Origin of the sequence: Pseudomonas pichavaramensis, assembly GCF_050473265.1 — a bacterium.
Taxonomy (GTDB): domain Bacteria; phylum Pseudomonadota; class Gammaproteobacteria; order Pseudomonadales; family Pseudomonadaceae; genus Aquipseudomonas.
In genome coordinates this window covers 189,472-205,679 of the sequence record NZ_JBJKFJ010000007.1, presented here as the reverse complement: position 1 = coordinate 205,679, position 16,208 = coordinate 189,472, and the positions used below count along the sequence as shown (strand labels likewise).

Annotated in this window: 16 protein-coding genes; 6 read left to right on the top strand and 10 right to left on the bottom strand. The window is 62.9% G+C overall.

Annotated features, from left to right (window positions below; translation table 11 throughout):
* Positions 1 to 93 precede the first annotated feature (93 nt).
* Positions 94 to 744 carry an oxygen-insensitive NAD(P)H nitroreductase gene (gene nfsB / locus ACJRW5_RS13800; protein ID WP_484571074.1) on the top strand — a complete coding sequence of 217 codons (651 nt, stop codon included), beginning with the start codon at positions 94 to 96 and terminating at the stop codon, positions 742 to 744.
* 48 nt (positions 745 to 792) lie between these two features.
* Here the strand turns inward: nfsB and ACJRW5_RS13795 are convergent, their stop codons facing one another.
* On the bottom strand, positions 793 to 1,188 hold the full coding sequence (locus tag ACJRW5_RS13795; RefSeq protein ID WP_484571073.1) for a RidA family protein: 396 nt from the start codon (positions 1,186 to 1,188) through the stop codon (positions 793 to 795).
* 142 nt (positions 1,189 to 1,330) lie between these two features.
* Between ACJRW5_RS13795 and ACJRW5_RS13790 the strand changes: the two genes are divergently transcribed.
* The 4 genes from ACJRW5_RS13790 to ACJRW5_RS13775 all read left to right on the top strand — a co-directional run bounded on the left by ACJRW5_RS13790 (position 1,331) and on the right by ACJRW5_RS13775 (position 4,428).
* A complete protein-coding gene (locus ACJRW5_RS13790) occupies positions 1,331 to 2,251 on the top strand; it encodes a LysR family transcriptional regulator (RefSeq protein WP_484571072.1) in 921 nt (306 codons plus the stop codon).
* Between the two features lie 117 nt (positions 2,252 to 2,368).
* Positions 2,369 to 2,935, top strand: a complete 567-nt coding sequence (locus ACJRW5_RS13785; protein WP_484571071.1) for a TetR/AcrR family transcriptional regulator — start codon at positions 2,369 to 2,371, stop codon at positions 2,933 to 2,935.
* A 34-nt stretch (positions 2,936 to 2,969) separates the two neighbouring features.
* Positions 2,970 to 3,449 carry a nuclear transport factor 2 family protein gene (locus tag ACJRW5_RS13780; protein ID WP_484571070.1) on the top strand — a complete coding sequence of 160 codons (480 nt, stop codon included), beginning with the start codon at positions 2,970 to 2,972 and terminating at the stop codon, positions 3,447 to 3,449.
* A 67-nt stretch (positions 3,450 to 3,516) separates the two neighbouring features.
* Positions 3,517 to 4,428: a LysR family transcriptional regulator gene (locus ACJRW5_RS13775; RefSeq protein ID WP_484571069.1), complete on the top strand. Its 912-nt coding sequence runs from the start codon at positions 3,517 to 3,519 to the stop codon at positions 4,426 to 4,428.
* A gap of 7 nt (positions 4,429 to 4,435) precedes the next feature.
* On the opposite strand, the gene ACJRW5_RS13770 is transcribed toward ACJRW5_RS13775, so the two are convergent.
* Complete coding sequence (locus tag ACJRW5_RS13770) at positions 4,436 to 4,714, bottom strand: peptidylprolyl isomerase (protein WP_484571068.1); 279 nt, start codon at positions 4,712 to 4,714, stop codon at positions 4,436 to 4,438.
* A 149-nt stretch (positions 4,715 to 4,863) separates the two neighbouring features.
* Between ACJRW5_RS13770 and ACJRW5_RS13765 the strand changes: the two genes are divergently transcribed.
* Positions 4,864 to 6,084, top strand: a complete 1,221-nt coding sequence (locus tag ACJRW5_RS13765) for a PilT/PilU family type 4a pilus ATPase (protein WP_484571067.1) — start codon at positions 4,864 to 4,866, stop codon at positions 6,082 to 6,084.
* Between the two features lie 3 nt (positions 6,085 to 6,087).
* Here the strand turns inward: ACJRW5_RS13765 and ACJRW5_RS13760 are convergent, their stop codons facing one another.
* The 8 genes from ACJRW5_RS13760 to ACJRW5_RS13725 form a co-directional block, all read right to left on the bottom strand.
* Positions 6,088 to 6,837 (bottom strand): substrate-binding periplasmic protein, encoded by a 750-nt coding sequence (locus ACJRW5_RS13760; protein ID WP_484571066.1) that lies wholly within the window; start codon positions 6,835 to 6,837, stop codon positions 6,088 to 6,090.
* A gap of 63 nt (positions 6,838 to 6,900) precedes the next feature.
* A complete protein-coding gene (locus ACJRW5_RS13755) occupies positions 6,901 to 8,859 on the bottom strand; it encodes an acetoacetate--CoA ligase (protein ID WP_484571065.1) in 1,959 nt (652 codons plus the stop codon).
* A 185-nt stretch (positions 8,860 to 9,044) separates the two neighbouring features.
* On the bottom strand, positions 9,045 to 9,968 hold the full coding sequence (locus tag ACJRW5_RS13750) for a hydroxymethylglutaryl-CoA lyase (protein WP_484571064.1): 924 nt from the start codon (positions 9,966 to 9,968) through the stop codon (positions 9,045 to 9,047).
* Between the two features lie 84 nt (positions 9,969 to 10,052).
* On the bottom strand, positions 10,053 to 11,978 hold the full coding sequence (locus tag ACJRW5_RS13745; RefSeq protein ID WP_484571063.1) for an acetyl/propionyl/methylcrotonyl-CoA carboxylase subunit alpha: 1,926 nt from the start codon (positions 11,976 to 11,978) through the stop codon (positions 10,053 to 10,055).
* A gap of 2 nt (positions 11,979 to 11,980) precedes the next feature.
* Positions 11,981 to 12,775: a gamma-carboxygeranoyl-CoA hydratase gene (locus tag ACJRW5_RS13740; protein WP_484571061.1), complete on the bottom strand. Its 795-nt coding sequence runs from the start codon at positions 12,773 to 12,775 to the stop codon at positions 11,981 to 11,983.
* Between the two features lie 109 nt (positions 12,776 to 12,884).
* On the bottom strand, positions 12,885 to 14,492 hold the full coding sequence (locus ACJRW5_RS13735) for a carboxyl transferase domain-containing protein (protein ID WP_484571060.1): 1,608 nt from the start codon (positions 14,490 to 14,492) through the stop codon (positions 12,885 to 12,887).
* A gap of 89 nt (positions 14,493 to 14,581) precedes the next feature.
* Positions 14,582 to 15,745, bottom strand: a complete 1,164-nt coding sequence (locus ACJRW5_RS13730; RefSeq protein ID WP_484571059.1) for an isovaleryl-CoA dehydrogenase — start codon at positions 15,743 to 15,745, stop codon at positions 14,582 to 14,584.
* Positions 15,746 to 15,818: 73 nt separating this feature from the next.
* Complete coding sequence (locus tag ACJRW5_RS13725; protein WP_484571058.1) at positions 15,819 to 16,199, bottom strand: MerR family transcriptional regulator; 381 nt, start codon at positions 16,197 to 16,199, stop codon at positions 15,819 to 15,821.
* Between the last annotated feature and the right edge of the window lie 9 nt (positions 16,200 to 16,208).

Below are 16,208 nucleotides of genomic sequence, written 5' to 3'. Positions count from 1 at the left end.
GAAACTCCTAGCTGTTTCGAGCGCTTTTTTCGCTTGCTTGCCTGGTTCAGACTAGCGCCCGTTTCGCGTCATTCATTGATCAGGAGATTGTCCATGAGCCCCGTTTCCTTCGCTCGCCAGCGCTATACCACCAAGGCTTACGATGCCAGCCGCCAGGTGGATCAGGCCATCATCGACGAGTTGCTCGAATTGCTGCGCCTGGCGCCGTCTTCGGTCAATTCGCAGCCCTGGCACTTCATCGTGGCGAGCACCGCCGAGGGCAAGGCGCGTCTGGCCAAGGGTACCCAGGACGGCTACGCCTACAACCAGCCGAAGATTCTCAACGCTTCGCATGTGATCCTGATCTGCGCACGTCGTGATATCACCGAGGCCCATCTTGCTGACGTACTGCAGCAGGAAGCGGACGACGGCCGTTTCCGCGATGACGCGGCGCGCACCACCCAGCAAAACACCCGTAGCAGCTACGTGGAATTGCACCGTGATCTTGGCGATATGTCGCACTGGACGGAGAAACAGGCCTACCTGGCGCTGGGTACGCTGCTGCTGGGGGCTGCTGCCAAAGGCGTGGATGCCACGCCGATGGAGGGCATCGACCATGAGGCTCTGGACAAAGAGCTGGGTCTGGCTGCCAAAGGGCTGAACAGCGTCGTCGCCGTGGCACTGGGTTATCACAGCGACAGCGACTTCAACGCCGCGCTGCCGAAGTCGCGCCTGCCTGCCGAGCGTGTCTTCACCCATCTCTGAGTCTGGCGCAACACATCCCTTTGCATGGCGCAGAGGGATGCGAAGGACTCACTGTGGCAGCTTGGCGATCACCTTGATCTCGAAATCGAAGCCGGACAACCAGGTCACGCCGATGGCGGTCACGGTCGGGTAGGGCGCCTGGCCCCAGTACTCGGCCGCGGTTTCCCAGATGGTTTCGAATTGTGCGTGGGGATCGACCATGAAGATGGTCGTGTCGACGACATCGTCGAAGCTGCTGCCAGCCTCGGCCAGGATTGCATTGAGATTGATGAAGGCCAGGCGCACCTGCTCCTTGAGGTCCGGTTCGGCGGAACCGTCCTTGCGGCTGCCGACCTGGCCGGACACGAACAGAAAGCCGTTGGAACGAATCGCCGGAGAATAGCGGTGAAGTTCGTACAGCGCATGGCGGTCGGCCGGGAAAACCACATCACGTTTATTGCTCATCACATGCCTCCATCTGGGCTGGATTACCGCCCGTTGTTAACGATGGAGTCACTGTAAAAAGACGGCCGGCCTGGATAAACCGGCAACTCTGGTCATGACTGTTTGTAGAATCCAAACAATCAAGAGTCGAGAGAGGCGCGATATGGACCGTTTCGATGCGATGCAGGCATTCGCTCGGGTCGTTGAGACCGGCAGCTTCACCAAGGCTGCCGCGACCCTGCACATGAGCAAGACCAGCGTCACGCAGCTCGTCCAGCAACTGGAAGCGCGCTTGCGTGTGCGCCTGCTCAATCGCACCACGCGCAAGGTCAACGTCACCGCTGACGGTGCGGCCTATTACGAGCGAGTCGTGCGCCTGCTGGCCGATGTCGACGATGCCGAGACTAGTCTGTCCAGCGCATCGATGGCGCCACGCGGCCGTTTGCGAGTGGATGTACCGAGCCCGTTCGCGCACATGCTGCTGATTCCTGCGCTGCCGGCGTTCTACGCACGCTATCCGGAGATTCAGCTGACGCTGGGCGTGAGTGACCGCATCGTCGACATCATCGGCGAAAACATCGATTGCGTGGTGCGCGGTGGCGAGATCACCGACCAATCGCTGGTCGCCCGTCATGTCGGCGATCTGCAGCTCGGGATCTATGCCACGCCAGATTATCTGCAGCGCTGCGGTACGCCGATGCATCCGCGAGAGCTGGAGGCAGCGGGGCACAGCACGGTGGGCTTTCTCTGGTCGCGCACCGGCAAGGCCTTGCCCTACGCCATGCAGCGAGGTGATGAGCGCGTCGAGGCGCAGGGCCGGCCATTGCTGACGGTTGATGACGGTAACGCCTATCTGGCGGCCGGCCTGGCGGGCCTGGGCATGCTCTGGTTGCCGCACTACATGGCCAGGCCGCATCTGGCCAGCGGCGAGCTGGTGCACTTGTTCGATGACTGGCAGATGACACCGATGCCGATGTACCTGGCCTTCCCGCCAAACCGACATGTTAGCGCCAAGCTGCGGGTATTCATCGACTGGGTGGTCGATCTGATGGCCGAGCATGCGCCCAGGTTAGCGCGCCCCTAGAGCGCGATTGCGCTCGCGCACAGGGGCAACGCAAAGACGGTTCTGTACGCTCGCTTGACGGTGGAGAATGATCGTTCTAGTCTCTTCGAGAGCGATCATTCTACTTGTTGGCTGAACATGCACGAAGACCCTTCCATCCAGCACCGCCTGCTACAGGCAACCGAACGCCTGGTCTACGCCGGAGGCATCAATGCCACGGGCATGGATGCCATCGTCAAGGCCTCGGGCGTGGCGCGCAAAAGCATCTACCGCCTGTATCCGACCAAGGAGGCTCTGGTGGCAGCGGCGCTGCGGGCCCGTGATGAGCGTTGGATGCAATGGTTCATCGCCGGCACTTCCAACGGTGAGCCCCAGGAACGGCTGCAGGCGATCTTTCCGTTGTTGCGCAGTTGGTTCGAATTGGCAGATTTCCATGGCTGCGCCTTCATCAATGCGGCCGGTGAGATAGGTGATCCGGCCAGCGAAATTCGCGCCGTTGCGGTACTGCACAAGCAGCGGCTGCTCGACTACCTGAATCAACTGACTGAAGCCTGTCGGTTGGCTGACCCCGAAGGCGTGGCCAGGCAACTGTTGCTGTTGATCGATGGCGCGACTGCCGTTGCCATGGTCACCCGCCAGGCCGACGCTGCTGACTGTGCAGGCAAAACCGCGTCAATACTGTTGCAGACCCTGACCGCCCGGTGACGGGCACAATTCCCTGAAAGCAAGAGGTGCCGTTATGTCGTCCAATGAAGAGGTTCGTCCGCCGCTACCGCCGTTCACCCGCGAGAGCGCCATTCAGAAAGTCCGTCTGGCCGAGGATGGCTGGAACAGCCGCGATGCGGCCAAGGTGGCGAAGGCCTATAGCCTGGACACACGCTGGCGCAACCGTGCCGAGTTCATCAACGGCCGTGACCAGGCACAGGCCTTTCTCGAGCGCAAGTGGGACAAGGAACTGGAATATCGCCTGATCAAGGAGCTCTGGGCCTTCACCGATAACCGTATCGCCGTGCGCTATGCCTATGAATGGCGCGACGACTCGGGCAACTGGTTCCGTTCCTACGGTAACGAGAACTGGGAGTTCGGCGCCGATGGCTTGATGATCAATCGCTACGCCTGCCTCAACGACCTGCCGATTGAGGAATCTGAGCGCAAATTCCGCTGGCCGCAGGGCCGTCGCCCGGATGATCACCCAGGGCTGTCCGAACTCGGTCTCTGAATGGGCTGCCCAGGCATGAGACTTGCTGCTTTAATGCGCCGTCAATTCTGAACTCCAAGGATGCTGGATGAATCGCAACGACCTGCGCCGTGTCGACCTCAATCTGCTGGTGATCTTCGAAACGTTGATGTTCGAGAAGAACCTGACCCGCGCCGCCGAGAAGCTGTTTCTCGGTCAACCGGCGGTCAGCGCGGCGTTGGCGCGCTTGCGTGATCTGTTCGACGACCCGCTGCTGGTGCGCAACGGTCGTGGTTTCGAGCCGACGGCGCGGGCTCTGGCGATTCTCAAGGAGCTGCAGCCGGCAATGGACACCATCTCGGGTGCAGTGAGCCGCGCCCGCGAGTTCAACCCGGCAACCAATCGCGACACCTTCCGCATCGGGCTGTCGGACGATGCCGAGTTCGGGCTGTTTCCGGCGCTGCTCAACCAGATCCGCGAGGAGGCACCGGAGGTGGTGATCGTGGTGCGTCGGGTCAACTTCCTGCTGATGTCGTCGATGCTGGCATCTGGGGAGATCTCCGTTGGCGTCAGCTACACCACGGAGCTGCCAGCCAACGCCAAACGGCGCAAGTTACGTGAGATGCGGGTCAAGGTGCTGCGTGGCGATGATCGCCCGGGGCAACTGACACTGGATGAGTACTGCGCGCGGCCACACGCGTTGGTGTCCTTCTCGGGCGACCTGTGTGGCAACATCGACAACGATCTGGCCCGTCTGAATCGATCACGTCGTGTGGTGCTGGCGGTGCCACAGTTCAGTGGCCTGCGCTCGATCATCGCCGGTACGGAGATGCTCGCCACCGTCCCGGATTTCGCAGCTGCGGCATTGATCGAAGGGACCCATCTGCGAGCCGACGATCCACCATTCGAGTTGGTCAACTCGGATCTTTCCATGGTCTGGAGCGGGGTGACCGACAACGATCCTGCCGAGCGCTGGCTCAGGAGCAAGATCGTCGAGTTCATGGGCGAGACGGACGCCTGAGCGCGGCTCAATCGCGGTAGAACACCTGGATCAGGTGATAGCCGAATTGGGTCTTCACCGGGCCGTGCACCTCGCGCAGGGGCTTCTTGAAAATCACCTGATCCACCGCGCGGACCATCTGCCCGGGACGGATCTCTCCCAGATCACCACCCTTCTTGCCGGAAGGGCAGGTGGAGTGCTTGCGTGCCAGTACATCGAACGCTTCTCCGGCAGCGATGCGCTTTTTCAGGGCGGCGGCTTCCGCTTCGGTCTTGACCAGGATGTGGCGGGCCATTGCCTTTGCCATTGATGGGGTCCTCAATTCTTTCAGAGCGCTATTGTGCCAGCATTCGCTGCGCCAGCAGAATGACGTCAATTTTATGGGACATGTGTTGTCCGCACAGCGGATCAATCATGGCCTATGGTATTTCAATCGCTGCTGACGGAAACGCCGCCATGGATCTCCACGCAATGCTGAAAATCCTGTCCAGCCAGGATGGTTCCGATCTCTATCTGTCTACCGGTGCGCCGCCCTGTGCCAAGTTCAACGGTGTGCTCAAGGCGCTCAGCCAGGAGCCGATGAAATCCGGGGACGTCGCAGCCATCGCCGACTCGATCATGGATAGCGCGCAACGTGAAGAATTCGAGCGTGAACTGGAAATGAACCTGGCCATTTCGCTGGCTGGAGTCGGTCGCTTCCGTATCAATATCTTCAAGCAGCGCAACGAGGTGTCCATCGTCGCGCGCAACATCAAGATGGAGATCCCGCGTTTCGAAGATCTGAAGCTTCCCGAGGTCTTGCTCAGCACGGTCATGGAAAAACGTGGTCTGGTGCTGTTCGTCGGTGGTACCGGCTCGGGCAAGTCGACCTCGCTGGCGGCGCTGATCGACTACCGCAACCGCAACAGCGGCGGACACATCATCACCATCGAAGACCCGGTGGAGTACGTGCACCGGCACAAGAAGTCGATCATCAACCAGCGCGAGGTCGGCGTGGATACACGCAGCTTCCATGCGGCGCTGAAGAATACCCTGCGCCAGGCGCCGGACGTGATCCTGATCGGCGAGATTCGCGACCGCGAGACCATGGAGCATGCGCTGGCCTTCGCCGATACCGGGCACCTGGCGATTTCCACCCTGCACGCCAACAACGCCAACCAGGCGCTGGACCGCATCATCAACTTCTTCCCTGAAGAGCGCCGGCCGCAGTTGCTCAACGATCTGGGCAACAACCTCAAGGCCTTCGTCTCTCAACGCCTGGTCAAGACCGTCGACGGCAAGCGCCGCGCGGCAGTGGAGGTGATGCTGGGTACGCCGACGGTGCGCGATCTGATCAAGCGCAATGAATTCTCCGAGCTCAAGGAGATCATGGAGAAATCCAAGAATCTCGGCATGCAGACCTTCGATCAGGCGCTGATCGATCTGGTACACGAGGGCGCCATCGATGAAGAAGAGGCGGTGAAGAACGCCGACTCGGCGAACAACGTGCGGCTGAAACTCAAGCTCTACCGCGACAACCCGGCAAACGCCAAGCCTGCGCCAGCCGCCGCTGCTCCGGTGGCAGCGCCTGCCCCTGCAGCCAAGGCCGCGTCGGCTGGCGACTGGGGCTTGGAGCTGAAACTGGAAGATATCGAACAAGAGCAGCCGCCGGAGGATCCGGGGCGCCAGGGAATATAAAACTCAGGGGTCGGGCTGCAGGGGGAGATAGGCCTGGCGCAGGAGGTGGTTGACGCCTTCGTGTTCCAGTTCCTCGATGGCGTTACGGAGCTGTGCGACCAACTGCGCATCGCAGTCCTTCGAGCAGCCCAGGTACAGACCGGTGCTGGCCAGTGTCGGGCTGCGGCGCAGGTTCTGCTCGCGATAGATGGACCTTTCCCAGATATACAGCGCTTCCGGCACGCCGGTGAACCAGGCGTCGATACGCCCAAGGCTGAGCAAATGGGCCGGGTTCTCACCCAGCGCGAACTGTACGATCTGCTTATCGCTGAAGCCTTCACGCTGCAGAATCTGCACCTGAGCGGTGCCCATGCCAACGCCTATGCGCTGGTAACGCTGGCGCGCCTGGGCGAAGGTCTTGACCGGTTCGTCGAGGCTGAAAAATGCGCGCTCCAGCTGCATGATCGGTGCAACCCAGGTGTACAGCTCCTCACGCTCGGGTGTTCGCGACAAGGGAATGATCAGCATGTTGCGTCCCCTGGAAACTCTGACCTGAGCGCGCAACCAAGGCTCGACGACCACGTGCGACAGTTTGCCTATCTTCGCCAACGCTGTGAGAACTACGTCGCCGACCATGCCGTGGCCTCTCTGGTAATCGGGGAGAGTCAAGGGTGGTGCATCTGGCATGTACAGCTCCAGAGGCTCGTCGGCTGATGCCGACGTTGCGAACAACCAGGCAGCGATCAAGCAGAGAAAGTAGGGCAAGGCGAACATCCCGCTGTTCGAGTCGAGTGAGTATAGATTCCCTGTGGTGCACGAGCGTTTGTGCACCGGTGGTTATTCCTGCCGCAGTTCGGGCAGATCGCGATAAAGCGCCAATGCCTGTGGATTGGCCAGTGCATCGGTGTTCTTCACCGCGCGTCCATGGACGACATTGCGTACCGCCAGTTCGACGATCTTGCCGCTGATGGTGCGCGGTATGTCGGCGACCTGGACGATCTTCGCCGGCACATGACGAGGCGTGGTGTTGGCGCGAATCACCCGACGAATTTCCTCGCGCAGCGCGTCGTCCAGTGTCAGGTCATCGCGCAGGCGTACGAACAGCACCACCCGCACGTCACCTTGCCAGTCCTGGCCGATGGCGATGGATTCCAGCACCTGCGGCACCTTTTCCACCTGGCGATAGATTTCCGCAGTACCGATGCGCACGCCGCCGGGGTTGAGCACTGCATCGGAACGGCCATGGATGATCAGACCACCGTGCGCGGTTTCCTCGGCATAGTCGCCATGGGCCCAGACGCCGGGGAAGGTCGCAAAGTAGGCCGCGTGGAATTTCTCGCCGTCCGTATCGTTCCAGAAGCCCACCGGCATCGAGGGAAAGTGCCGGGCGCAGACCAGTTCGCCCTTGTCGCCATGCAGCGGCTGGCCGGCCTCGTCCCAGACCTGAACGTCCATCCCCAGGCCCTTGCACTGCAGTTCGCCGCGCCAGACCGGCAGGGTCGGGTTGCCCAGTGCGAAGCAGGAGACGATGTCGGTGCCACCGGAGATCGATGACAGGCAGACATCGCGTTTCACATCTCGATAGACGTAGTCGAAGCTTTCATGCGCCAGCGGCGAGCCGGTGGAAAGAATGGCCTTGAGCCGCGTCAGTTGGTGACTTTCGCGCGGTTTGACGCCGGCCTTGTCCAGCGCGGCGATGAATTTGGCGCTGGTGCCGAAAATGGAAATGTCCTCGGCATCGATCAACTCGACCAGGCGAGTTGGCTCAGGGTGGAAGGGCGAGCCGTCATACAGCACCAGGGTGGCGCCCAATGCCAACCCGGATACCAGCCAGTTCCACATCATCCAGCCACAGGTGGTGTAGTAGAACAGGGTGTCGGTGGCGCCCAGGTCGGTGTGCAAACCGTGTTCCTTGACGTGCTGCAGCAGGGTGCCACCACCGCCATGCACAATGCACTTGGGCACGCCGGTGGTGCCGCTGGAGTAGAGGATGTACAGCGGCTGGTCGAAGGGCACAGGTGTGAACTGTGGAGCGCCACCGGGCTGGTAAAAGTCCCGCCACAGGGATATCTGGGCAGGTGAGCGGTAATCTTCGGGGCAGGCCAGAGGTCGTGCATAGGGCACGATCAGCAACTGCTCCAGGCTGGGGAGTTGCTCGAGGATTTCGTTGAGCTTGTTGGTCAGGTCGAGGTCCTTGCCGGCATAGCGATAACCGGCAGCGGCGATCAGCACCTTGGGTTCGATCTGGCCGAAACGGTCGATCACGCCCTGAGTACCGAAGTCCGGCGAGCAGCTCGACCAGGTCGCGCCCAGGCTGGCCGTGGCCAGCATGCCGACTACGCTCTGCCAGGTATTGGGCATGAATGCCGCGACGCGGTCACCTATACCCACGCCGGCATCACGCAGGGCACGCTCCAGGCCGGCGACCTGTGCGGCCAGTTGCGCATAGCTGAGTTGTTCGCGGCTGCCATCCTCGCCAATGGCCACCAGCGCCGGGTGACCGTCGCGGCGGCGTAGCAGGTGTTCGGCGAAGTTCAGCGTAGCGCCGGGAAACCACTGTGCATCGGGCATCGCCGGCCCTTCACGCAAGACACATTGGGCGGGCGTGTGGAAACGAATGTCGAAGAAGTCGACGATGGCCTGCCAGAAAGCCTCGCGCTGATCGACACTCCAGGCGTGCAGGGCAGGGTAGTCGTCCAGCTGCAAGGTGTGGCGCTCGTTGACGAAACAGCGGAAAGCATCCATTCGGCTGGCGGCGATACGTTCGGCGGAAGGTGCCCACAGAGGTTGCGGCATGGCGAGTCCTCGTCGTACTTGTCCCTAAGCTTCAGATTAGTGCGTTCGGGGCATTCGACCTGTAACCCAGGCGACCGTTGCTGCTATCGCACCGACCTTTTTCAGGTGTTCAGAGGCTATCGTCGATACGCTACACCTAGCTGTAGGAGCGGCTTTATCCGCGAAAATCGCGGCTAAAGCCGCTCCTACGGATTGCAGTTTGGCGTCCAGTGACTCGCCAGCCGCGCTCGCGCCACCCGCGAGCCGTTGGCCTTGCCCAGTACCTCGCAGATGCGCTGGCCAGCTGCGATCAGTTGGTCCAGGTCCACACCGGTCTCGATGCCCAGACCTTGCAACAGGTAGAGCACGTCCTCGCTGGCGACGTTGCCGGTGGCGCCCTTGGCGTAGGGGCAACCACCAAGCCCGGCGACCGAGCTGTCGAACACGCCGACGCCTTCGAGCAAACTGGCGTAGATATTGGCCAGGGCCTGACCGTAGGTGTCATGGAAGTGCCCGGCCAGTAGGTGGCGCGGCACTTCGCGGGCCACCGTCTCGATCAGTTGCCGGGTCTTGCCAGCGGTACCGGTGCCGATGGTGTCGCCCAGCGACACTTCGTAGCAGCCCATGGCATACAACTCGCGGGCGACGCTGGCGACCTGAGTCGGTTCGACCTCGCCGTCATAGGGGCAGCCGAGCACGCAGGAAACGTAGCCGCGCACGCGCACGTTCGCCGCTTTGGCCGCCTCCATCAGCGGCACGAAACGCTGCAGGCTCTCGGCGATGGAGCAATTGATGTTCTTCTGCGAGAAGGCTTCGCTGGCGGCAGCGAACACTGCGACTTCATCCGCTTTCGCCTGCAGCGCGCCTTCCAATCCCTTGAGATTCGGCGTCAATGCGGCGTAGGTAACGCCCGGTTTGCGCTGGATGCCGGTGAACACCTCGGCACTGCCGGCCATCTGCGCTACCCACTTGGGCGAGACGAAACTGCCGACTTCGATGTAGCTCAGGCCGGCGCTCGTCAGGTCGTCCACCAGGCGCACCTTGTCGGCGATGCTGATCGGTTGTTTTTCATTCTGCAGGCCGTCGCGTGGGCCGACTTCGACCAGGCGCACGGATTTAGGCAGGTTCATTGGGTTCCCTCGTGTTCATCGTAGGGTGCGCCTTGCGCAGCATGGATTTGACGATCTTTCGCAGCCTAGTGCGCAGGGCACAGCCTACTCGAGCTCCACCAGCACCGCGCCCTCACTGACCATTTCCCCTTCACGGCAATACAGCGCCTTGACCGTGCCGGCTTCGGGGGCGCGAATGCTGTGCTCCATCTTCATCGCTTCCAGCACCACCAGTGCGGTGCCGGCTTCCACCGCCTGGCCCGGTTCGACCAGAACACGGACGATACTGCCGTTCATGGGGGCACTCAGGCCGCCGTGTTGGGCATGGCCGGCCTCGGCGACGGCGATCGGGTCGAAGCAGGTGATGGCGTGCAGTTCGCCACACCATTGCAGGTAAAGGGTGTCGCCACGGCGGATGGCGCACAGACGTTGACGTGTGCCGTCGATCTCCGTCTGCAGCTGTTCGCCTTGCAAGCTGGCTTTGTTGGTCGCACGTACCTTGCGGCTTTCCCCCTGGCAATTCAGGTGCAACTCGATTTCCGCCGCGCCACCGGCGCGCCAACCACTGCGGGCGGCCCAGGGTGAATGTGGGTCGTCGTCGCGTTGTTGCGCTGTTTCGCTCTGCACCCAGGCATCGGCGGCCAGTTGCCAGAAGTCTTCCGGCAGCTCAGCGGGGGCGGGCAGCAACTGCTGCTGGTGACGCGGGATAAAGCCCGTGTCTAGTTCGCATGCGGCAAAAGCCGGGTGAGCGAGGATGCGGCGTAGGAACGCCAGGTTGGTTTTCACCCCGCCAACCAGGGTGTCTGCCAGCATGGCCAGCAAGCGCAGGCGCGCCTGTTCACGGTTCTCGCCCCAGGCGATCAGCTTGCCCAGCATCGGGTCGTAGAAGGGCGAAACGCTGTCGCCCTCGGTCACGCCGCTGTCGATCCGGCGACCGTCGCCGCTGGCGGCCTCACGGTACAGCGCGAGGGTGCCGGTGGCAGGCATGAAGTCGTGATCCGGGTCTTCGGCGTACAGACGTACCTCGATGGCGTGGCCATGCAGCGGCACCTGATCCTGGCGGATCGGCAGCGGCTCGCCACGGGCAACGCGAATCTGCCAGGCCACCAGGTCGAGGCCGGTGATGGCTTCGGTGACCGGGTGTTCGACCTGCAGACGGGTGTTCATCTCCATGAAGAAGAAGTCGCCGCGTTCGTCGAGCAGAAACTCCACCGTGCCGGCGCCGACATAGCCGATGGCCTGCGCCGCTTTGACTGCCGCTTCACCCATGGCGCGGCGCAGCTCGGGACTCAGCCCAGGTGCCGGCGCTTCCTCGACCACCTTCTGGTGGCGGCGCTGGATCGAGCAATCGCGCTCGTTGAGGTACAGGCAGTTGCCGTGCTGGTCGGCGAATACCTGAATCTCCACGTGGCGCGGTTTGAGCACGTATTTTTCCACCAGCATGCGCGAGTCGCCAAAGGCCGATTGCGCTTCGCGCTGCGCCGACTCCAGCGTCTCAGCGAGCTGGGCTTCGGATTCGGCCACCTTCATGCCCTTGCCACCGCCGCCGGCAGCAGCCTTGAGCAGCACCGGGTAGCCGATGCGCGCGGCGGCCTCGCGGAAGGTTTCATAATCCTGCGCTTCGCCGTGGTAACCGGGCACCAGCGGCACACCGGCGGCTTCCATCAGCGATTTGGCCGCCGACTTGCTGCCCATGGCTTCGATGGCCGAGGCGGGCGGGCCGAGAAAGATCAGCCCGGCCTGCTCGATGGCGCGGGCGAAGCCGGCGTTCTCCGAAAGAAAACCGTAGCCGGGGTGGATGGCCTGGGCGCCGCTGGCCGTGGCGGCGGCGATTATGGTGTCGATCAGCAGATAGCTTTCGCCAGGCTTGGCGCCACCGAGGTTCACCGCGACATCGGCCTCGCGCACATGGCGTGCGTCTGCGTCGATGGCGCTGTGCACGGCCACGCTGCGGATGCCCATGGCCTTGGCCGTGCGCATCACGCGGCAGGCGATTTCACCGCGGTTGGCGACCAGCAGGGTGTCGATCATGGTCATTGCTCCTGCCAGGACGGTTGGCGTTTTTCCAGGAACGCGCGCAGGCCTTCCTGACCCTCGGGACTGACACGCAGGCGGGCGATGGCGTTCTCGGTGTAGCGGCGCAGTTCTGGGCTCAGCTCGCCGCTGCCGACCTCGCGCAGCAGGTCCTTGCTGGCGCGCATGGCCTGTGGGCTGTTGTGCAGTAGGTTGGCGACCCAGGCCTCGACCTGGGCGTCCAGCTCGCCACTCGGGAAGCACTCGGCGAGCAGGCCCAGTTCGCGGGCACGCTTGCCGTCAAAGCGCTCGGCCGTCAGCGCATAGCGCTTGGCCGCGCGTTCGCCGATGGCCTGCACGACGAAGGGGCTGATCACCGCCGGGGCCAGGCCGATACGCACCTCGGACAGCGAGAACAGCGCGTCCTCGGCGCCGATGGCCATGTCGCAGCAACTGGCCAGACCCACGGCGCCGCCGAACGCTGCGCCTTGCACCACGGCCAGCGTTGGGATCTTCAGCGCGTTGAGGTTGTACATCAGTTCGGCCAGTTCGCGGGCGTCATTCAAGTTGGCGTTGTAGTCGAGGGTAGCGGCGTGCTGCATCCAGGCCAGGTCGGCGCCGGCGGAGAAGTGCTTGCCACGGCCGCGCAGCAGGAGAAAACGCAGGCTCTTGTCCTCGCCGACGGCGTCGAGGGCGAGGATCAGCTCGCGGATCATCTCGGCGTTGAAGGCGTTGTTCTTTTCCGGGCGGTTCAGCCACAGGGTGGCGAAGCCGCGTTTGTCGGTTTCAAGCTGTACGGTGGTGAAGTCGGTCATGGTCATTCCGTAGGGTGCGCCGTGCGCACCGATACATGGGATTCATTGTGGGAGGGGCTTTAGCCGCGATAATCGCGCTGCCAGTCGCGGCTAAAGCCCCTCCCACGGATTACATGCGGAACACACCGAAACGGGTCGGCTCGATGGCGGCGTTGAGGCTGGCCGACAGCGCCAGGGCCAGCACCTCACGGGTCTGCGCCGGGTCGATCACGCCGTCGTCCCACAGCCGCGCGCTGGAATAGAGGGCGTGCGCCTGCTGCTCGTACTGCTCGACGATAGGCTGTTTCAAGCGTTGTTCCTCGTCATCGCCGAACGGCTGGCCAGCGCGTTGCGCCTGTTCGCGTTTGACCTGCACCAGCACGCCGGCGGCCTGCTGCGCACCCATCACGCCGATGCGCGCGTTGGGCCACATCCACAAAAAGCGCGGATCATAGGCGCGGCCGCACATGCCGTAATTGCCGGCGCCGAAGCTGCCGCCGATGATCACGGTGAACTTCGGCACCTGGGCGCAGGCCACGGCGGTGACCAGCTTGGCGCCGTGCTTGGCGATACCGCCTTCTTCGTACTTCTTGCCCACCATGAAACCGGTGATGTTCTGCAAGAACAGCAGCGGGATACCGCGCTGGCAGGCCAACTCGACGAAGTGCGCACCTTTCTGCGCCGATTCGGCGAAGAGGATGCCGTTGTTCGCCAGAATCGCCACCGGGTAGCCGTTGATACGGGCGAAACCGCAGACCAGGGTAGTGCCGAACAGCGCCTTGAATTCATCCAGTTGCGAGTCGTCGACGATACGGGCGATGACCTCGCGCACGTCGAATGGCTGCTTGGCATCGGCTGGAATCACCCCGTACAGCTCCTCGGCTGCATAACGGGGGGCGATGGGCGCACGGCTGTCCAGCTGGCCGAGCTTGCGCCAGTTCAAATTGCTGATGCTGCGCCGCGCCAGGGCCAGGGCGTGTTCGTCGTTTTCGGCATAGTGGTCGGCCACACCGCTGGTCTTGCAGTGCACGTCGGCGCCGCCCAGCTCCTCGGCACTGACCACCTCGCCGGTGGCGGCCTTCACCAGCGGCGGGCCGGCGAGGAAGATGGTGGCCTGTTCCCGGACCATGATGGTCTCGTCGCTCATGGCCGGCACGTACGCACCGCCAGCGGTGCAAGAGCCCATGACCACGGCGATCTGCGGGATGCCCAGCGCACTCATATTGGCCTGGTTGAAGAAGATACGACCGAAGTGCTCGCGATCGGGGAACACCTCATCCTGGCGCGGCAGATTGGCGCCGCCGGAGTCCACCAGGTAGATGCACGGCAGGCGATTCTCGCGGGCAATGGCCTGGGCGCGCAGGTGCTTCTTCACGGTCAGCGGGTAGTAGCTGCCACCTTTTACCGTCGCGTCGTTGGCGACGATCATGCATTCCACGCCTTCTACGCGGCCGATGCCAGCGATCACCCCGGCTGCTGGCACGTCCTCGCCGTAGACCTCATGGGCGGCAAGTTGGCCGATCTCGAGGAAGGGCGAGCCGGCGTCGAGCAGACGATTGATGCGTTCGCGTGGCAGCAGCTTGCCGCGTGCGATATGGCGCTCCTGCGCCCTGGCGCCGCCGCCTTCATGGACGCGGGCGAGCAGGGCGCGCAGGTCGTCCACCTGAGTGAGCATGGCCGCCTGGTTGGCGGCGAACTCCGGTGAGCGGGTATTGATCTGGGTGTGCAGGATGGCCATCTGGGGCGCTCCGTTTCTGGCTACCGTGTGTAGGGTGCGCCGTGCGCACCATGCCGTTTTGGGTGGTGCGCGTGGTGCACCCTGCGGGCTTACTTGCTCTCGTTGAACAGCTCACGGCCGATCAGCATGCGGCGGATTTCGCTGGTGCCGGCGCCGATCTCGTAGAGCTTGGCGTCACGCAGCAGGCGACCGGCCGGGTACTCGTTGGTGTAGCCGTTGCCGCCAAGCAGCTGGATGGTGTCCAGCGCCATTTTGGTCGCCATCTCGGCGGTGTAGAGGATCACCGCGGCGGCGTCCTTGCGCGATTCCTCGCCACGGTCGCAGGCGCGGGCGACGGCGTACAGGTAGGACTTGGAGGCGTTCATGCCGGCGTACATGTCGGCCAGTTTGCCCTGCACCAGTTGGAATTCGCCGATCGACTGCTTGAACTGCTGGCGCTCGTGCACGTAGGGCAGCACCACGTCCATGCAGGCGCTCATGATCCCGGTCGGGCCGCCGGAGAGTACGGTGCGCTCGTAGTCCAGGCCGCTCATCAGCACGCGCACGCCGCCCCCTTCGACACCGAGGATGTTTTCCTCGGGTACCTCACAGTCCTCGAACAGCAATTCGCAGGTGTTGGAGCCGCGCATGCCGAGCTTGTCCAACTTCTGGTGGCGGGAGAAGCCCTTGAAGTCGCGCTCGACGATAAAGGCAGTCATGCCGCGCGAACCGGCGTTGATGTCGGTCTTGGCGTAGATCACGTAGGTGTGGGCGTCCGGGCCGTTGGTGATCCACATTTTGTTGCCGTTGAGCACGTAGTGGTCGCCGCGTTTCTCCGCGCGCAGCTTCATCGACACCACGTCGGAGCCGGCGTTGGGCTCGCTCATGGCCAGGGCACCGATATGCTCGCCGGAGCACAGCTTGGGCAGGTATTTCTGTTTCTGCGCTTCGCTGCCGTTCTTGTGGATCTGGTTGACGCACAGATTCGAATGCGCGCCGTAGGACAGGCCCACCGAGGCCGAGGCGCGGCTGATCTCTTCCATGGCCAGTACGTGGGCCAGGTAGCCCATGTCGGTGCCGCCGTACTCTTCCTTGACCGTCATGCCGAGCAGGCCCATGTCGCCGAACTTGCGCCACATGTCCATGGGGAATTCGTTGTCGCGGTCGATCTGTGCGGCGCGCGGCGCCAGCTCGGCCTGGGCGAAGTGGTGCACCGCGTCACGCAGCATGTCGAGGGTTTCGCCGAGGCCAAAGTTGAGAGTTGGGTAGCTCATGGGGCACCTCTTGTTGTTGTCGTAGGGTGCGCCGTGCGCACCGGATCGGATTCAGTGGTGCGCACGGCGCACCCTACGCTTGAGTCTCGGCCAAGGCACTCAGGCAGCGCTCTTCGGCGGTATCCAGTTCCAGTTGCATCTGCTGGATGTCCAACAACTGTTGTTCAAGCTGCAGGCGGCGTTCGGCAATCTTGCCCATGAAGGTTTCCAGCTGTTTGCGGTTGCCGGTTTCCGGGTCGTACAGCTCGATCAGCTCGCGGCACTCGGCCAGCGAGAAGCCAATGCGCTTGCCACGCAGAATGAGTTTCAGCGTCACCTTGTCCTTGGCGCTGTAGATACGTTCCTGCCCGCGTCGCTCCGGGGCGAGCATGCCTTGCTCCTCGTAGAAGCGGATGGCGCGCGTGGTGATGTCGAGTTCGCGGGCCAGATCGGAGATGGAATAGGTGGTTGCCATGGTCATTGC

Coding starts and splice junctions, on each gene's coding strand:
- nfsB (WP_484571074.1), top strand. CDS start 94: ATGAGCCCCGTTTCCTTCGCTCGCCAGCGCTATACCACCAAGGCTTAC.
- ACJRW5_RS13795 (WP_484571073.1), bottom strand. CDS start 1,188: ATGAGCAATAAACGTGATGTGGTTTTCCCGGCCGACCGCCATGCGCTG.
- ACJRW5_RS13790 (WP_484571072.1), top strand. CDS start 1,331: ATGGACCGTTTCGATGCGATGCAGGCATTCGCTCGGGTCGTTGAGACC.
- ACJRW5_RS13785 (WP_484571071.1), top strand. CDS start 2,369: ATGCACGAAGACCCTTCCATCCAGCACCGCCTGCTACAGGCAACCGAA.
- ACJRW5_RS13780 (WP_484571070.1), top strand. CDS start 2,970: ATGTCGTCCAATGAAGAGGTTCGTCCGCCGCTACCGCCGTTCACCCGC.
- ACJRW5_RS13775 (WP_484571069.1), top strand. CDS start 3,517: ATGAATCGCAACGACCTGCGCCGTGTCGACCTCAATCTGCTGGTGATC.
- ACJRW5_RS13770 (WP_484571068.1), bottom strand. CDS start 4,714: ATGGCAAAGGCAATGGCCCGCCACATCCTGGTCAAGACCGAAGCGGAA.
- ACJRW5_RS13765 (WP_484571067.1), top strand. CDS start 4,864: ATGGATCTCCACGCAATGCTGAAAATCCTGTCCAGCCAGGATGGTTCC.
- ACJRW5_RS13760 (WP_484571066.1), bottom strand. CDS start 6,837: ATGTTCGCCTTGCCCTACTTTCTCTGCTTGATCGCTGCCTGGTTGTTC.
- ACJRW5_RS13755 (WP_484571065.1), bottom strand. CDS start 8,859: ATGCCGCAACCTCTGTGGGCACCTTCCGCCGAACGTATCGCCGCCAGC.
- ACJRW5_RS13750 (WP_484571064.1), bottom strand. CDS start 9,968: ATGAACCTGCCTAAATCCGTGCGCCTGGTCGAAGTCGGCCCACGCGAC.
- ACJRW5_RS13745 (WP_484571063.1), bottom strand. CDS start 11,978: ATGATCGACACCCTGCTGGTCGCCAACCGCGGTGAAATCGCCTGCCGC.
- ACJRW5_RS13740 (WP_484571061.1), bottom strand. CDS start 12,775: ATGACCGACTTCACCACCGTACAGCTTGAAACCGACAAACGCGGCTTC.
- ACJRW5_RS13735 (WP_484571060.1), bottom strand. CDS start 14,492: ATGGCCATCCTGCACACCCAGATCAATACCCGCTCACCGGAGTTCGCC.
- ACJRW5_RS13730 (WP_484571059.1), bottom strand. CDS start 15,745: ATGAGCTACCCAACTCTCAACTTTGGCCTCGGCGAAACCCTCGACATG.
- ACJRW5_RS13725 (WP_484571058.1), bottom strand. CDS start 16,199: ATGGCAACCACCTATTCCATCTCCGATCTGGCCCGCGAACTCGACATC.